The sequence below is a fragment of the Paraburkholderia sp. RAU2J genome (assembly GCF_003634845.1).
Classification (GTDB): domain Bacteria; phylum Pseudomonadota; class Gammaproteobacteria; order Burkholderiales; family Burkholderiaceae; genus Paraburkholderia; species Paraburkholderia fynbosensis.
The window spans coordinates 2,395,852-2,411,365 of sequence record NZ_RBXG01000001.1 but is presented as its reverse complement, the minus strand read 5'-3'; the positions used below and the strand labels follow the sequence as shown (position 1 = coordinate 2,411,365).

The 15,514-nt window shown below is 64.3% G+C and carries 17 protein-coding genes; 9 read left to right on the top strand and 8 right to left on the bottom strand.

Going from position 1 to position 15,514, the window contains the following annotated elements; all coding sequences use genetic code 11:
- Nucleotides 1-12 precede the first annotated feature (12 nt).
- Together nth and B0G69_RS11050 are read left to right on the top strand one after the other, a co-directional pair.
- A complete protein-coding gene (gene nth / locus B0G69_RS11055; RefSeq protein WP_121316911.1) occupies nucleotides 13-657 on the top strand; it encodes an endonuclease III in 645 nt (214 codons plus the stop codon).
- Between the two features lie 109 nt (nucleotides 658-766).
- Complete coding sequence (locus tag B0G69_RS11050) at nucleotides 767-1,201, top strand: DUF1841 family protein (protein ID WP_121319308.1); 435 nt, start codon at nucleotides 767-769, stop codon at nucleotides 1,199-1,201.
- 148 nt (nucleotides 1,202-1,349) lie between these two features.
- Here the strand turns inward: B0G69_RS11050 and B0G69_RS11045 are convergent, their stop codons facing one another.
- Entirely contained in the window at nucleotides 1,350-1,733 is a 384-nt protein-coding gene (locus B0G69_RS11045) for a c-type cytochrome (RefSeq protein ID WP_121316910.1), read from the bottom strand.
- A 60-nt stretch (nucleotides 1,734-1,793) separates the two neighbouring features.
- A complete protein-coding gene (locus B0G69_RS11040) occupies nucleotides 1,794-2,162 on the bottom strand; it encodes a c-type cytochrome (protein WP_121316909.1) in 369 nt (122 codons plus the stop codon).
- 492 nt (nucleotides 2,163-2,654) lie between these two features.
- Here B0G69_RS11040 and B0G69_RS11035 point away from each other — a divergent pair, with 492 nt between their 5' ends.
- The 5 genes from B0G69_RS11035 to B0G69_RS11015 all read left to right on the top strand — a co-directional run bounded on the left by B0G69_RS11035 (nucleotide 2,655) and on the right by B0G69_RS11015 (nucleotide 7,954).
- Nucleotides 2,655-3,497 carry a MoxR family ATPase gene (locus tag B0G69_RS11035; RefSeq protein WP_020065319.1) on the top strand — a complete coding sequence of 281 codons (843 nt, stop codon included), beginning with the start codon at nucleotides 2,655-2,657 and terminating at the stop codon, nucleotides 3,495-3,497.
- Between the two features lie 97 nt (nucleotides 3,498-3,594).
- Nucleotides 3,595-4,770 carry a VWA domain-containing protein gene (locus B0G69_RS11030; protein WP_121316908.1) on the top strand — a complete coding sequence of 392 codons (1,176 nt, stop codon included), beginning with the start codon at nucleotides 3,595-3,597 and terminating at the stop codon, nucleotides 4,768-4,770.
- 50 nt (nucleotides 4,771-4,820) lie between these two features.
- Complete coding sequence (locus B0G69_RS11025; RefSeq protein WP_121316907.1) at nucleotides 4,821-6,041, top strand: benzoate/H(+) symporter BenE family transporter; 1,221 nt, start codon at nucleotides 4,821-4,823, stop codon at nucleotides 6,039-6,041.
- A gap of 289 nt (nucleotides 6,042-6,330) precedes the next feature.
- Nucleotides 6,331-7,284, top strand: coding sequence for a transaldolase (gene tal / locus B0G69_RS11020; protein ID WP_121316906.1), 954 nt, complete (start codon nucleotides 6,331-6,333; stop codon nucleotides 7,282-7,284).
- 250 nt (nucleotides 7,285-7,534) lie between these two features.
- The gene (locus tag B0G69_RS11015; protein ID WP_121316905.1) at nucleotides 7,535-7,954 is read left to right on the top strand and encodes a VOC family protein; all 420 of its coding nucleotides are present in this window, start codon (nucleotides 7,535-7,537) and stop codon (nucleotides 7,952-7,954) included.
- A gap of 23 nt (nucleotides 7,955-7,977) precedes the next feature.
- On the opposite strand, the gene B0G69_RS11010 is transcribed toward B0G69_RS11015, so the two are convergent.
- From B0G69_RS11010 to B0G69_RS10985, 6 genes are all read right to left on the bottom strand, one after another.
- Nucleotides 7,978-9,102 carry an FUSC family protein gene (locus tag B0G69_RS11010; protein WP_199731181.1) on the bottom strand — a complete coding sequence of 375 codons (1,125 nt, stop codon included), beginning with the start codon at nucleotides 9,100-9,102 and terminating at the stop codon, nucleotides 7,978-7,980.
- Nucleotides 9,103-9,264: 162 nt separating this feature from the next.
- Nucleotides 9,265-10,815, bottom strand: a complete 1,551-nt coding sequence (locus B0G69_RS11005) for a sodium:solute symporter (protein WP_121316903.1) — start codon at nucleotides 10,813-10,815, stop codon at nucleotides 9,265-9,267.
- Nucleotides 10,815-11,054 carry a DUF3311 domain-containing protein gene (locus tag B0G69_RS11000; protein WP_121316902.1) on the bottom strand — a complete coding sequence of 80 codons (240 nt, stop codon included), beginning with the start codon at nucleotides 11,052-11,054 and terminating at the stop codon, nucleotides 10,815-10,817. The genes B0G69_RS11005 and B0G69_RS11000 overlap by 1 nt, the downstream gene beginning before the upstream one ends.
- Before the next feature lie 592 nt (nucleotides 11,055-11,646).
- Complete coding sequence (locus B0G69_RS10995; protein ID WP_121316901.1) at nucleotides 11,647-12,570, bottom strand: spermidine synthase; 924 nt, start codon at nucleotides 12,568-12,570, stop codon at nucleotides 11,647-11,649.
- 504 nt (nucleotides 12,571-13,074) lie between these two features.
- Nucleotides 13,075-13,599 (bottom strand): DNA-deoxyinosine glycosylase, encoded by a 525-nt coding sequence (locus tag B0G69_RS10990; RefSeq protein ID WP_121316900.1) that lies wholly within the window; start codon nucleotides 13,597-13,599, stop codon nucleotides 13,075-13,077.
- Nucleotides 13,596-14,303 (bottom strand): chorismate lyase, encoded by a 708-nt coding sequence (locus B0G69_RS10985; protein ID WP_121316899.1) that lies wholly within the window; start codon nucleotides 14,301-14,303, stop codon nucleotides 13,596-13,598. The genes B0G69_RS10990 and B0G69_RS10985 overlap by 4 nt, the downstream gene beginning before the upstream one ends.
- A 169-nt stretch (nucleotides 14,304-14,472) precedes the next feature.
- Between B0G69_RS10985 and B0G69_RS10980 the strand changes: the two genes are divergently transcribed.
- Nucleotides 14,473-14,976: an OmpA family protein gene (locus B0G69_RS10980; RefSeq protein ID WP_121316898.1), complete on the top strand. Its 504-nt coding sequence runs from the start codon at nucleotides 14,473-14,475 to the stop codon at nucleotides 14,974-14,976.
- 207 nt (nucleotides 14,977-15,183) lie between these two features.
- Nucleotides 15,184-15,456, top strand: a complete 273-nt coding sequence (locus B0G69_RS10975; protein ID WP_121316897.1) for a hypothetical protein — start codon at nucleotides 15,184-15,186, stop codon at nucleotides 15,454-15,456.
- Nucleotides 15,457-15,514: the final 58 nt, after the last annotated feature.

The following is a 15,514-nucleotide window of genomic DNA, read 5'->3' as shown; positions in this document are numbered from 1 at the left end:
GTCACGCTCCGCATGAACGCGAACAAACGCCGCGCCATCTACGAAACGCTACAGAGCCTCAACCCGCATCCGACGACCGAGCTTGAGTACACCTCACCGTTCGAACTGCTGATTGCCGTGCTGTTGTCGGCGCAGGCCACGGACGTGTCGGTCAACAAGGCGATGCGCAAGATGTTCCCGGTCGCGAACACGCCGCAGCAGGTGTTCGATCTCGGCGAGGAAGGCGTGGCCGCCTACATCAAGACGATCGGGCTGTACCGGACCAAGGCGAAGAACGTCATTGCGACTTGCCGCATTCTGCTCGACCAGTACGGCGGCGAAGTGCCAGAGGATCGTGAAGCGCTCGAAAGTCTGCCGGGAGTGGGCCGCAAAACCGCCAACGTGATTCTGAACACCGCGTTCGGCCATCCGACCATCGCGGTCGACACGCACATCTTTCGGGTTGCCAATCGAACCGGGCTCGCGCCCGGCAAGGACGTGCGCGCGGTCGAAGCGGCGCTGGAGAAATTCACGCCCGCCGAGTTCAGACACGATGCGCACCACTGGCTGATCCTGCATGGCCGTTATGTCTGCAAGGCGCGTCGCCCCGAGTGCTGGCATTGCGTGATCGAGCCGCTTTGCGAGTTCCGTCCGAAAACGCCACCGCCGGATCTCTGAGCCGCCTCGCGAGGCGCGGCGAGCCGCCAGCAGCGCGCGCCGCCGCGGCGTAAAATAGCGGCCTGCGCGCTTGCCTCGCGCGTCCCCACTCAAACGCACCGGTTCCATGATGTTCAATCCCAGCCGCGACGAAGTCCGCCTCTTTTTCACCGACACCTGGCGCAAACAGCGTCAAGGCGAGATTCTGACGCCGCTGGAGGCGATCGCCGCCGACTGGATCGTCGAGCACCCCGAATATCACGCGGACCTCAGCGATAGCGGCGCCGCCCAGGCGCAGGATTACTCGCCCGAACGCGGCCAGACCAATCCATTCCTGCATCTGTCGATGCATCTGGCGATCAGCGAACAGTTGTCGATCGACCAGCCACCGGGCATTCGCGCGGCGCACGAGCGGCTCGCGTCGCGCCTCGGCTCGACTCACGACGCGCAGCACGCGATCATGGAGTGCCTCGGCGAAACCATCTGGGAAGCGCAGCGCACCGGCACGCCGCCGGATACGGACGCCTATCTGCAGCGCATCGAGCGGCGCGCGACGCGTGACTGAGCGTGACTGAGCGTGACTGAGCGTGACTGAACGCGACTGAACGCCAAACCGCGCCGCCGCTCCCAAAACAAAACACCCCGCCAAGGCGGGGTGTCGTTCGAATCCGGGAAGCAGCGCGGCGATGGCGCTCAACCATGACGCGGCGCGCTTACTTCTTCTGCACCAGATCGCCGTCCAGCGATTCGATATAAGCCGCGAGATCTTTCATGTCGCTCTGCGACAGGCTCTGCACCTGCGCCTGCATGATCGCGTTGTTGCGGCCGAGGTGCGGATTGCCCGTGCCCATCTGGTATTGGCGCAACGCCCAGTAGATGTAGTCGGCGTGCTGGCCCGCAAGCTTCGGATACTCCGGGCTCACCGGCTTGTTCAGATTGACGCCGTGGCAAGCCGCGCAGTTGTGGCTGTCGGACAGCACCTTGCCGTTGCCTGCGTCGGCGGCGTGCGCGAGATTCGCTGCAGCCAGACCGATCACTGCCGCCGACGCGCAAGCAGCCTTGAACACCGTATGGAGTGCCTGTTGGGGCTTAATCATGAATTCTCCTATCCCGCGAATAATTGATAGCCGGGTGACTGGATGGACGGCCGCGGCCGATCACTTGTCGGGATTGTTTTTCGAAGAGGCATTTTGCGCCGCGTAGTAAGCGGCGATGTCGGCAATGTCCTGATCCGACAGCGAGACGGCGATGGCATGCATCGTGTCGAAATGGCGGTCGCCCTTCTTGTAGCTGCGCAACGCGTTTTCGAGGTAGGCCTGATTCTGGCCGCCGAGCATCGGCACACGGTAGACCTCAGGATAAGCCGTACGGTATTGGGGGATGCCGTGGCAGCCGATACACATCGCGACCTTGGCCCGCCCTGCCTTCGCGTTACCAACGACATCCGCTGCCTGGGCGCTGACCGCATAGCCCGCGAGCACCGACAGCGCTGCGATCACGACGTGTTTGCCGACGAATTTATTCATAGCATGTAACCTGGCATGAGGGGAACGGGCGCCCAAAAAGGCAACGGCCCGCGCCGTTCTTCTTATAGGGTAGCCACGCAGGCCAAAAAAATCGGGCTAATTGTACCGCGACGCTGCGCAGAACGTCCACCGCGCGGGGCCAGCGGCCCGCCCGCCGGCAGCAAAGCCACGGCCGGTGCCGCTTTACTCCGGCACGCCGGCCACGCAAGGCCTGCCGGGTGCCCGAGCGTACGGTCCGCGCAGTCCGGGGCACCGGCTCAAACACCGGCAAGCACAGCTCAGGCTCGCACCAGCCCCACCAGGCGGATCCCAAACGAACACCAAACGAGCACACGGCCCACCCGTGCGCAACACACGCATCAAGCATGCGACGCCCGTTTTGGCCGGCCGCGCATCGGGCTGAACCTCGGCTGACACCATACGCGAGCCGGTTTCAGGCCAACAGGGCTTCTGACTTATACTGGGTTTTTTCCCGATCAAGAGCATCTCGCCATGCGTTTCGAAGGCTCATCGCAGTACGTCGCCACCGACGACCTCAAGCTCGCAGTCAACGCCGCGATGACGCTGAAGCGCCCGTTGCTGATCAAGGGCGAACCGGGCACGGGCAAGACCATGCTCGCCGAAGAGGTCGCCGCCGCGCTCGGCATGCCGCTGCTGCAGTGGCACATCAAGTCCACCACCAAGGCCCAGCAGGGCCTGTACGAATACGACGCGGTGTCGCGCCTGCGCGACTCGCAGCTCGGCGACGAGCGCGTCAAGGACATCCGCAACTACATCGTCAAGGGCGTGCTGTGGCAGGCGTTCGAGTCGGACGAGCAAACCGTGCTGCTGATCGACGAGATCGACAAGGCCGACATCGAATTCCCGAACGACCTGCTGCGCGAACTCGACCGCATGGAGTTCTACGTGTACGAGACGCACGAGTTGATCCGCGCCAAACAGCGCCCGCTCGTGATCATCACGTCGAACAACGAGAAGGAGCTGCCGGACGCGTTCCTGCGCCGCTGCTTCTTCCACTACATCAAGTTTCCCGATCCGGCCACGATGCAGCAGATCGTCGAGGTGCACTACCCCGGCATCAAGAAGGAACTGCTCGCCGCGGCCATGCAGAGCTTTTTCGAACTGCGCAACGTGGCGGGGCTGAAGAAGAAGCCGTCCACCTCGGAGCTGCTCGATTGGCTCAAGCTGCTGCTCGCCGAAGACATTCCGCCCGAAGCGCTGCGCTCGTCCGACCAGAAGCAGATCATTCCGCCGCTGCACGGCGCGCTGCTGAAGAACGAACAGGACGTGAGCCTGTTCGAACGGCTGATTTTCATGAACCGCAACAACCGTTGATCGGGCGAGCCACGTCGAAGGGCGAGCGCCGGGTCGATCCCGGCCCGCGGACGCCCGACGCGCCGCACCGGTCATTCGCCGCTGGAGGGGACACCGCATGCTGATCGACTTCTTCTACTCGCTGCGCGCCGCCAAACTGCCGGTGTCGGTGAAGGAATATCTGACGCTGCTCGAAGCGCTCAAAGCCAACGTGATCGCGCCGTCGCTCGACGAGTTCTACTACCTTTCGCGCATCACGCTGATCAAGGACGAGCAGTATTTCGACAAGTTCGATCAGGCCTTCGGCGCGTATTTCAACGGCGTCGCGAAAGCGTCGGAACTGGCGTTCGACGTCCCGCTCGACTGGCTGAAGAAGAAGCTGCAACGCGACCTGTCGCCGGAGGAAAAAGCGCAGATCGAGGCGATGGGCGGCCTCGACAAGCTGATGGAACGCCTCAAGGAACTGATCGACGAACAGAAAGAGCGCCACGAAGGCGGCAGCAAGTGGATCGGCACGGGCGGCACGTCGCCGTTCGGCAACGGCGGCTACAACCCGGAAGGCGTGCGCATCGGCGGCGACGCGGCGGGCAACCGCACGGCGGTAAAGGTGTGGGAAGCGCGCGCGTATCGCGACTACGACGACCAGGTCGAAATCGGCACGCGCAACATCAAGGTCGCGCTGCGCCGTTTGCGCCGCTTCGCGCGCGAAGGCGCCGCCGAAGAACTCGATCTGCCCGACACGATCCGCAGCACCGCCGCGAACGCCGGCTGGCTTGATCTGAAGATGGTGCCGGAGCGGCACAACAAGGTGAAGGTGCTGATGCTGCTCGACGTGGGCGGCTCGATGGACGATCACATCAAGCGCACCGAAGAACTGTTCTCCGCCGCGAAGGCCGAGTTCAAGCATCTCGAGTTCTATTACTTCCACAATTGCGTGTACGACTTCCTGTGGAAGAACAACCGCCGCCGCCACGCCGAGCGCATGCCGACGTGGGACGTGCTGCACAAGTTCACGCCCGACTACAAGCTGATCTTCGTCGGCGACGCGACGATGAGCCCCTACGAAGTGCTGCAGCCGGGCGGCTCGGTGGAATACAACAACGCCGAGGCGGGCGCGGTGTGGCTGCGCCGTCTCGCGGATCATTTCCCGCATCACGCCTGGCTCAATCCCGAGCCGGAAGGTTTGTGGGCGTACCGGCAATCGGTCAGCGCGATCCGCGAAGTGCTCGGACACCGGATGTACCCGCTCACGCTCGCCGGGTTGGAAAGCGCAATGCGCATGCTGAGCAAATGACGCTGTCGTACCGCTGCCACTGATTACCCCAACTCTAAAAAAGCATCTGCATGAGCCTTTCTTCATCGCCCGGGTTGCCCCCTGCCGCGACACCGCCCCGGCGCCTCAACCCGCTCGCCGATACTTCGCTCTCCACCGTCGTCGCCGGCTTCGTCGCGATGATGACGGGCTACACCAGTTCGCTCGTGCTGATGTTCCAGGCAGGCGAGGCCGCGCATCTGAGCGACGCGCAGATTTCGTCGTGGATCTGGGCGCTGTCGATCGGCATGGCCGTGTGCACGATCGGCCTGTCCCTGCGCTTTCGCGCGCCGATCGTGATTGCGTGGTCGACGCCCGGCGCGGCGCTGCTGGTGTCGTCGCTGCCGTATGTGGCGTATGCGCAGGCGATCGGAGCATTCATCGTCTGCGCGGCGCTGCTCACGCTGGTCGGCCTGACCGGCTGGTTCGACACGTTGATGAAGAAAATCCCGGCCGGCATCGCCTCGGCCTTGCTGGCGGGCATTCTGTTCGAGATCGGCATCGAGATTTTCCGCGCCGCGCAGTTCCAGACCGCGCTCGTGCTGACGATGTTCTTCACCTACCTGATCGTCAAACGGCTCGCGCCGCGCTACGCGATCGTGACGACGCTGATCGTCGGCACCGGGGCCGCGGGCGGGCTCGGGCTGCTCGATTTCAGCCACTTTCACGTCGCGCTCGCGCATCCGGTGTTCACGCTGCCAGCGTTCTCGGTGGCGGCCAGCGTGAGCATCGGCATACCGCTGTTCGTCGTTGCGATGGCATCGCAGAACGTGCCGGGCATCGCCGTGTTGCGCGCGGACGGCTACACCACACCGTCCGCGCCGCTGATTTCGACGACCGGCATCGTATCGCTGCTACTCGCGCCGTTCGGCTCGCACGGCATTAATCTTGCGGCGATCACGGCGGCGATCTGCACCGGCCCCGAAGCGCATGAAAACCGCGACAAGCGTTACACCGCCGCGGTTTGGGGCGGCGTTTTCTATCTTCTCGCCGGCATCTTCGGCGCAACCATCGCCGCGTTGTTCGCGGCGTTGCCGAAGGCCCTGGTGGTGTCGGTCGCGGCGCTCGCGCTGTTCGGCTCGATCATGGGCGGCCTGACCAACGCGATGCAGGACGTGAAGCAGCGCGAGGCGGCGCTCGTGACCTTCATGGTGACGGCCTCGGGGCTCACGCTGCTGTCGATCGGCTCGGCGTTCTGGGGACTGGTGGCAGGCGTGCTGACGCAACTGGTGCTGACCGCCCGGCGCGCGTGACGGTTCGGCGTGACGGTTCGGCGTGACGGTTCGGCGTGACGGTTCGGCGTGACAAATTGGCTCGATGGGGCCACATCGCCGAAAATCCCGTGAACGGATCGCCGAAGCCAAGTGTCAACACCCGATCAGGCGATCCGCCATAGAATAGAAGTATCCGGCAGTGTTTCCCGGCAACATCACGGGGACGCTGCAGCGTGACCCGCGGCCGCCGGCGCCGATTCCGTCCCGTCAGCCCGGCGGCGATCTCATTTCTCCTTAACCACGGCGCGCGCGCCCTGAAGGCCCGAACATGACAACCGCACTCGATCAACTCAAGCAATACACCACCGTCGTCGCCGATACCGGCGACTTCCAGCAGCTTGCCCAGTACAAGCCGCAGGACGCGACCACCAACCCGTCGCTGGTCCTGAAGGCCGTGCAGAAAGACGACTACCGCCCGCTGCTCGAAAAGACCGTGAAGGCGCACGCGTCGAAGCCGGTCGGCGCGATCATCGACCAGTTGCTGATCGCTTTCGGCACCGAAATCCTCAAGATCATCCCGGGCCGCGTGTCGACCGAAGTCGACGCACGCCTGTCGTTCGACGTCGAGGGCTCGATCGCCAAGGGGCGCGAGCTGATCGCGCTGTACAAGGACCACGGCATCGGCCGCGAACGCGTGCTGATCAAGCTGGCCTCCACCTGGGAAGGCATCCGCGCGGCGGAAGTGCTGCAGAAGGAAGGCATCCACTGCAACATGACGCTGCTGTTCTCGCTCGCCCAGGCTGCGGCCTGCGCCGAAGCGGGTGCGCAACTGATCTCGCCGTTCGTCGGCCGCATCTACGACTGGTACAAGAAGAACGCCGGCAGCGCGTGGGACGAAGCGAAAGACGGCGGCGCCAACGATCCGGGCGTCAAATCGGTGCGCCGCATTTATGCGTACTACAAGAAGTTCGGCTACAAGACCGAGGTGATGGGCGCGAGCTTCCGCACGCCGGGTCAGATTCTGGAACTGGCCGGCTGCGATCTGCTGACCATCAGTCCGGATCTGCTGCAGAAGCTGCAGGACAGCACCGACAAGGTGGAACGCAAGCTGTCGCCGGAAATGTCCAACGACGCGAACATCGAGCGCGTGCCGGTCGACGAAGCGTCGTTCCGTTTCCTCGTCAACGACGAGGCAATGGCGACCGAAAAGCTCGCCGAAGGCATCCGCGCCTTCGCCGCGGACGCGGTCAAGCTGGAAAAGCTGATCGAAGCGCTGCGCTGAGCTTTGCCTCGCGCACCGCGTGATTCACGCGGCTGACGCGGCCAATCGAGCGGCCCTGGACCTCGCGGTTCAGGGCCGCTCGCCGTTTGCGGGCCGGCGCCATCGTTCGCGGCCGCCCGCGTCACCGTTTCCCCTACGCAATAACGTCACAATCGGCGCGAGGACGGACGACTACAATCGATTCCACGCCCGCTCCCCGGCGCCGCTGGCTCCGGGCTGACGATGCGCACACCTGTTCCGGGAGACGATCATGGAAGTTCAGCCCTACGTGTTTTTCAACGGACGTTGCGAGGAAGCGCTCGCGTATTACTGCGAGAAGCTCGGCGCCGAAGTCACGTTCAAGATGCGCTTCAAGGAGGCGCCGCCGGATTCGGGACACCAGCCGCGCCCCGATCTCGAAGAAAAAATCATGCACGCGAACGTGCGGATGGGCTCGACCAGCTGGATGGCGTCCGACGGCAATGGCGATCCCGCAGCCAGTCCGATGAGCGGCTTCAGCCTGTCGCTGACGGCCGACGATGCCGCATCCGCCGAACGCTACTTCAACGCGCTCGCCGACGGCGGCCAGACGGTGATGCCGTTTCAGGCCACCTTCTGGAGCAAGGGCTTCGGGATGGTGGTGGACCGCTTCGGTCTCATGTGGATGGTGACGGTGCCGGACAAGCCTTAAAGCGTCGGCGGCGGCGGCGCGCCCTACCCCTTCAGCAAACTGCGCGAATGCCGCTCGATATTCCAGTTCGGCTCGGTCTCCAGCAACAGCGCGCGTAGCCGCTCGACCTGCTCCGCAAGCCGCTGCCCGAGCCAATACGGCCCTTGGAGATCGGGCGGTAGCCCGAGCGCCGCGTCACCGGACGTCTGCCCGAGCGGCGAAGCGGCCGGAATGCCGAACTGCGTCGCGCGTCCAAAGCGCAGTCCGCGTGCGATCGCCAGCAGAATCGCGCGCACCGCACGGACCTCGACGCCGCATCGCGCGGCATACGCGGCGCGCGCCGCGGCGTCGGCGTGCATCAGCGGACCGGTCGCGAGCAATTCCAGCGCGCTGAGCACCGAGCGATGCAGCCGCTGAATCTCTTCGAGCTTCGCCTGCGGCACGTCGATTTCCTTTGCCACCGACGGCATCAGCGAGCGCAACTGCACCAGCCGCTGGTTGATTTGCAGAAAGCGCTTGACCTGCTCCTCTTCGCTGATCGTCTCTCCCTCCAGCAGCCGCGCGTAAATCGACGCGCATTCGCGCAGATTGGCCGCAAGTCCGTAGCGCCACGAATACGTCGCGTGCAACGGCAGCGCGAACGAAAACGCCAGCGCGATCACGATGCCGATCAACACGTTCAGCGTGCGCCACAGGCCGACGTCGATCAGATTGTCGCCGTGACCCGCGACGATGCACATCGTGATCGCCGTCAGCAGCCCGACATAGCCGGACGAGCCGATCGCGAACCAGGCGCAGATCGACGCGATGATCGCCATCAGCACATAGGTGAGCGGCAGCGAGCCGACCAGATTCTGCTGCACGATCAGCAGCAGCCCGATCGACGCCCCGAGCAGCGTCCCCGCCGCCCGCTCCGCCGCCTTCTTGCGGATATTGCCGTGATGCTGCAAGCCGCCGATCACCACCAGCAGCGTCACCGACGCCCAGATGCCGTGCGGTATGTCGATACCGCTGGTGGCGAGAATCGAGAACAGCATCGCGAGGCCCACGCGCAGGCTGTGCAGCACCTTCGCGTGGCGATAGCGGTAGTAAGGCGACGTCACCGCGCGCACCATCCGGCTAAGCGCCGAGCGGCGTGGAATCACGGTATGGGAATCGGCAGATGCCATGGCGGCGCGACCCACGCTTGGAAGGACAGTTTCGCTATCCTGCCCTGGAGTGCCTCGTAAAGACAAACGCCCGCAAACTTTTGTCTGCGGGCGCTGCGGTTTTCAGGCGTATCGACCACCACGCCCGGCCGAACCAGGCGTCACGGCGCCATGCCGTTGTGCTCAGCCTTCGACCACGTCCAAATAATCTTCCGGACGGGTGCGGTCTTCGCCGCGCTGCATGCCGAACGCGCGCACCAGCAGGCTCACCACCACCGACACCACCAGGTTCACGATCAGCGACCACACCGCCGCATAGCCCGGGATCGCCATGCCGAACAGGTGGATCGTGAAGATCGAGCTCGCCAGCTTCAGCGAAACCGCCATCCACGTGCCGGTGCCGATGCCGACCGCCCAGCCGATCAGCAGGCCGCGGTAGTCGAGCACGCGCGTGTACAGGCCGAGCACGATGGCGGGCAGCGTCTGGATGATCCAGATGCCGCCGAGCAGCTGCAACTGGATCGCATACGTGAGCGGCAGGCCGAGAATGAACGCGACCGCGCCGACCTTGACGATCAGCGAGACCAGCTTCGCGACGTTGGTCTCCTGCTCATGCGTCATGTTGCGGTTGACGAACTCCTTGTGCACGTTGCGCGTGTACAGGTTGGCCGCCGCGATCGACATGATCGCCGCCGGCACCAGCGCGCCGATCCCGATCGCCGCGAACGCCACGCCGACGAACCACGACGGGAAGAAGTGCAGGAACAGCGCCGGCACCGCGAAGTTCGGGCCGAATGCCTTAAAGTACGGCACGAATTCCGGCATGTCCTTCACGCCGGCCGCGAGCGCCATGAAGCCGAGCAGCGCGAGCAGGCCGAGCACCAGCGAATAGGCCGGCAGGAGCGCCATGTTGCGGCGGATCGTGTTACCCGACTTCGACGACAGCACCGCCGTGATCGAATGCGGATACAGGAACAGCGCGAGCGCCGAGCCAACCGCGAGCGTCGCGTAGGCGCTATAGCCGTTCAGGCTCGACACGTCCGGGGATTTCAGCAGCAGCTTGGCCGGCGGCACCACGCTGAAGATATGGCCGAAGCCGCCCAATTGCGGCGGAATCACGATGATCGCAGCGAAGATCGTGATGTAGATCAGGATGTCCTTGACCACCGCGATCATTGCCGGCGCGCGCAGGCCCGATGTGTACGTGTATGCCGCGAGGATCGCGAACGCGATGATCAGCGGCAGATCGCCGACGAAGCCTTGGGTGTCGAAACCGAGCGCGCCGATCACCACTTCGATACCGACCAGTTGCAGCGCGATGTACGGCATGGTCGCGACAATGCCGGTCACGGCAATCGCCAGCGCGAGCATACGGCTGCCATAGCGGGCCGACACGAAGTCCGCCGACGTCACGTAGCCGTGACGTTTGGCGATGCTCCACAGTTTCGGGAACACGACGAACGCGAACGGATAGATCAGGATCGTGTACGGCAGCGCGAAGAAACCGGTGGCGCCTGCACCGAACACCAGCGCCGGCACGGCGATGAAGGTGTACGCGGTGTACAGGTCGCCGCCCAGCAGGAACCACGTGACGATGGTGCCGAAGCGCCGGCCGCCGAGGCCCCACTCTTCCAGATGGGCGAGATCGCCGCGCCGCCAGTGGGCCGCGACGAAGCCGAGAATGGTGACACCGATGAAAAACAGGACGAAGACAAAGGTTGCGATGGCGTTCATTATTGCGCGCCCCCTTCCGAACGGCCCGTGTAGCGCGATTTGGTCTTGAAGTACACGAGCGCCGTGATGACGGCGCTGATCAGCACCCACAGGAGCTGATACCAGTAGAAGAACGGGAAGTCGAACAACTGCGGTTCGATCCTGTTGTATGACGGCACCCAGATCATCGCGATCCAGGGCAGCAGCAGCAACCAGAGCCAGTGCTTGCTGGCTTTGTTCGCGTCGGCGTCGTGAGCCATGACGTCTCCTCTTTCCTATTTTTGAATTGTTGGCCCGTGTCTTTGACGGGAGGTGGATCCCACAGCGGATGGCCACGGGCGCCCCGAAGAAAGCTCCGAAAGAGTATAGGAGCCGCGAACGCGCGGTCAAGCAGGGACGACCCGAGGCGGGAGCGTGCTGTGAGACGGGGACATTCGCGATGGAGCAAGACTCGGAGTCAGGCGCGCGGGTGCGGCGCTGACTTGAGAGGAATGGCCAAGGATGGGAGCGATGCTTGCTCGGCGGGGGCTTGCTGTATGCGGGGCGTGCTGTGCAGGCATGGCGGCGCGAGGAGCTGACGTGTGGCGCTGCGTGCTGGTGTGGGCGTTGTCGCCGCGTAGGGGCTGCTGGAGCGTCGCAGCGGTCGTCGATCAAAAGAGATCGCCTGCGGCTGTGATCGGCGTGCTGCGGGGCCTTCAGCTTTGCCTGGGCGTTGCTGACAGGACACACCCGGAGCAATCAAAGTGCCCGGGCTACGCCGAATCTCCGACTCTCGTCCAGCCCCCCGAAGCATTCCCCAGGCGGCCGGAACGCCAGGAGCCGGCACCTGCCCGGCCCCGCGCGCTCGCACACTCAGATAGAAAACGACATGCCCTTCTGCCCCGTCGCTTCCTGCAGACCCTTGATCCACTTGCGCGCCGGCAAGCCGAGTTCCGCTTCGATCAGCTTCGCGCGCGTTTGCAGCGCGGTGAACGGCACGTCGAGCGCCGGACCCGAGAACGCAATCGCGATGCGGTTGCCGTCATGCACTTCCGGCAGCGCGACTACGCGGCCGTCGAACGCTTCGTTCAGACGCTTCATGTTGCGCACGAAGCTTGGATGATCGCCGAACAGATTCACCGTCACCACGCCCGCATCGGTCAGACACGCGCGCACCGCGCGATAGAAGCCGACGCTGTCGAGCACCGGGCCGCGCGCGGTCGCGTCATAGACGTCGATCTGCAACGCGCCGATCGTGCCGTGATTGGCGCGGTCGTTGACGAAGTCCCACGCATCGCTTTCGTGCACGGTCAGACGCGCATCGTCGTGCGGCAGTTCGAACATCGTGCGCGCGGCCACCACGACCGCCGGGTTCACCTCGACCGCCTCGATCTTCGCGCCCGTCAGGAAGCGGTGCGCGAATTTGGTCAACGAAGCCGCGCCCAGACCCAGCTGGACGATGCGCTTCGGCGTTTCGATGAATAGCAGCCAGGCCATCATCTGCTGTGCGTATTCGAGTTCGATGTGGTCCGGCTTGCGCAGACGCATCGCGCCTTGCACCCATTCCGTGCCGAAGTGCAGAAAGCGCACGCCGCCTTCTTCCGAGAACGTCACCGGGGCGAAGCGCGGCTTGCGCGGCGCTTCGATTTGCGGCGCGTCGTGCAGATCGTCGTCGAGCGCGGCGCGCTTGTTGCGCGTGGTGGTCTGCGCGGTTTTCTGTTTGCCGGCGAGCGCGTCGGTGTCACGGTTGCGGAAGGCGCGCGCCTCGGCCGAAGCGCGCTTGATCAGTTTCGTCATGTAAGGATGTCGCGCCAGAGACGCCATTTTTGGTCGAACGAGAGCATAGCATTCGCCGAGGCTCCGGTTGCCGATCCAGCGCGGTGTCGACGGGCCAACGGAACGCGGAGCGCTCGCGCGTCCCCCTACGTCTGCCCGCTTCGCCGCGCATCGGACCCAAGACCGAGCTTATGCGTGGATCTGGCCGGCAGCCGCTGCTTCGCGACGTGACCCGCCAGGGCGACAAACGCGGCGGCGGCCCTGTCGGGCAGCGTGGACGGACTCACGCCCGAGGCTACCGACAGCGGTCGCGAAAGATACGCCGACCGTCGCGGCGAGCTTGCCGTGCGCCATCACCGAGGGCGTCGGGAAAGTGACGAGCATCGCGCCCGCATGCGGATATGACCGGCCAGGCCGGTTCGCGGCCGCGTGCTGGCGTCACTTCGGCTATTCGCCGAGCGATGTGCGAAGGCGCGAGCCGGTGCCCGACGAGCCGTCGGCCTGAATTTTCTTCTGTTCGTTCGACTACCGCAGCCGCGCAGACTCGCCGTCCTCATGCAGGCAATCGTGGATTTTCAGCCAGATTTCGAGCTTGGCCGCATACGGTATCGTCGCGTGCGCGGGGCTGCTCGATGGAAGCCTGAGCATGCGATACCCGCTCACGCGCTCGCCAAGGGCACGCTCGCCGATCTTCGCCGCCGTGCCACCATTGAACGCGACGCAGGCAAGCTCGGGCAGCGTCCCGATAAGGCTGATCAGATCGTTGCTCGCATGATCGCGAATGTTGCTGTCGAGACTGCCGGAGCGGCGCGCCTCAGCGACCACGTCCCATAGTCCGATGCGGTGTTCGAGAAGCGTGCGCAAACGGTCGTCGTATTCCATCGCGCTCAGCTTTGCGCCGATGACATCGCCGACCAGATGCCAGAACCGGTTCTGCTTGTGCGCATAGTACTGCCCATGCGCCAACGACATCTCACCCGGCAAGCTCCCCAGAATCAACACTCTTGTACGAGCGTCGACGACCGGCGCAAAGCAGCGTTTGAACGTCATGAGCGCTGGCCCTCGTCACGGCATCGCGCGAGTGGTCGGCCGTGTTCGCGCTGGCGTGCAAAGGCGGTATGCGTGGCGTGCCCGACGTCCTCGCGTGAAGCGAAACCGCGTTCTTCGCGCGAAGCCACGGAAGCCACGGAAGCCGCCACACATTCCCACAACGCCGGCAACATACACTCCGTCACCATCAAAGGCGCGCCATGCCGCTCGAACACCGAGCGCCGCGCGACGAACGCGTGCGGCGCACGCGCCACCCCAGCGCCAATTTCCCGCGCCGCGAGCCGATACAGCGGATGACGCGCCCCCACCCTGCGGCTCACCAGCGACGAGCGCGCAACGCTGCTGTCGCTATACAGCAGCTCCGCGAGCGGGCGCGTGCGCAAGCGCCGCGTCGCCTGCCACACGCCGACGCTCGCCGCGCGCGGCGTCACGCTATGCGCCGCGACGAACGGCACGCCAGCCACCGCGAGCACCACTTCGCGCACCCACACGGGCGCACGCGGCGCGAGCCCGAGCGCGGCGGCCTCGTCGGCCCACGGGAGCGCGACGCCTTCGCGCGTGACGCGCACCGCGACCGGGCCGAGCGCGCGCAGATGCGCGGTCAGCGAACCACCTCGGGTCAACCAGTCTTTCTGGGCGGCGCTAAAGCCGGGTGAGGGCGCGACACGCCAGTGGGCGTCGGCGGCATCGAAACGGATAGACATGGTGTCGGATTATAACGGCCTCGCCATCGGCGAGATTCTCACGCAACGGAGTGTCACCGCGTGACGCGCGCCCACCCACGTATCGCTTTCGGAAGTATCTGATTTCTCCTCTTCGCGACGCACGATAAAACCTCCGTGCTTCAACCAAAACATCAAGGAGAAAGAAGAGATGAAAACATTCCTGGGCACAACCGCATGCGCCATGTCGGCGTTGCTGATGGCAGGCTGCACCGCCCCGCTCGATCGCGACAAGGAAACCTCGCTGAACAAGGCGGTCGGCATCGAAGTGACGCGCACTGCGGACGGCGTCGCGGTGAAGCTGCCCGAAACCGCGTTGTTCGATTTCAACCAATCCGACGTGCGCGCCGATTCGGGCGCGGTGGTCGATCGCTCCGCCGTGCTGCTCAAGCGCAGCCGGAAGCCGGTCATCGTCGAGGGCTATACCGACAATGTCGGCACGCTCGAATACAACCAGCAGTTATCCGAAGCGCGCGCGACCTCGGTGGGCTATGCACTCGTCGCACGCGGCGTGGCGCAGGATCGGATCCGCACGAAGGGCAACGCGTATAACCACCCGGTGGCGAGTAACGATACGCCCGAAGGCCGTGCGTTGAATCGCCGCACGGAGATCATCGTGCGCGGCGAGAGCCTCGATACGTTGATGGGTAAATAAATAGCCTGGAAATAGCGAATGTGGATCTTCAAGCTTCTTAGTTCATGAGCATCGACATAAGACAAACCAGGACTTTCATATTCGACATCCCGATCTCAATTTAAGGTCGTTGATTAATTATGTTTAGCTAACCATAATTAATTCAGGCCGACGCCGACTGAAACTTCGGCCCGTCGGCCGCTTCCATAAAACACACGAGGAGTCACATTGAACGTCGGAAATCATGCAGAAACTTCTGCGCGTATCGCTCATCTTGCGGCGCTCGTTTTGCGGCGCACCGATGCTCCGCTTCACGAGAAAGAACTGGCCGGCTCGGCACTAGCGCAGCACCACACGTCGAAGCAAACCAGCAACGCCATCGGCAGTCTCGCGGCCAAAGTGCTCGCCGACAACACGTCCAGCCACGAGGCAAAAGAACTGGCCGGCTGCGTGCTGGCGCAAGTGCGTCATCTGGGGACAACGGCTAGCACCGCTCGATGAATCGTCGCTGACCGTTCGGGCTGACACCGCCGAGCCGCCATCGTACCGCCGCGCAGGG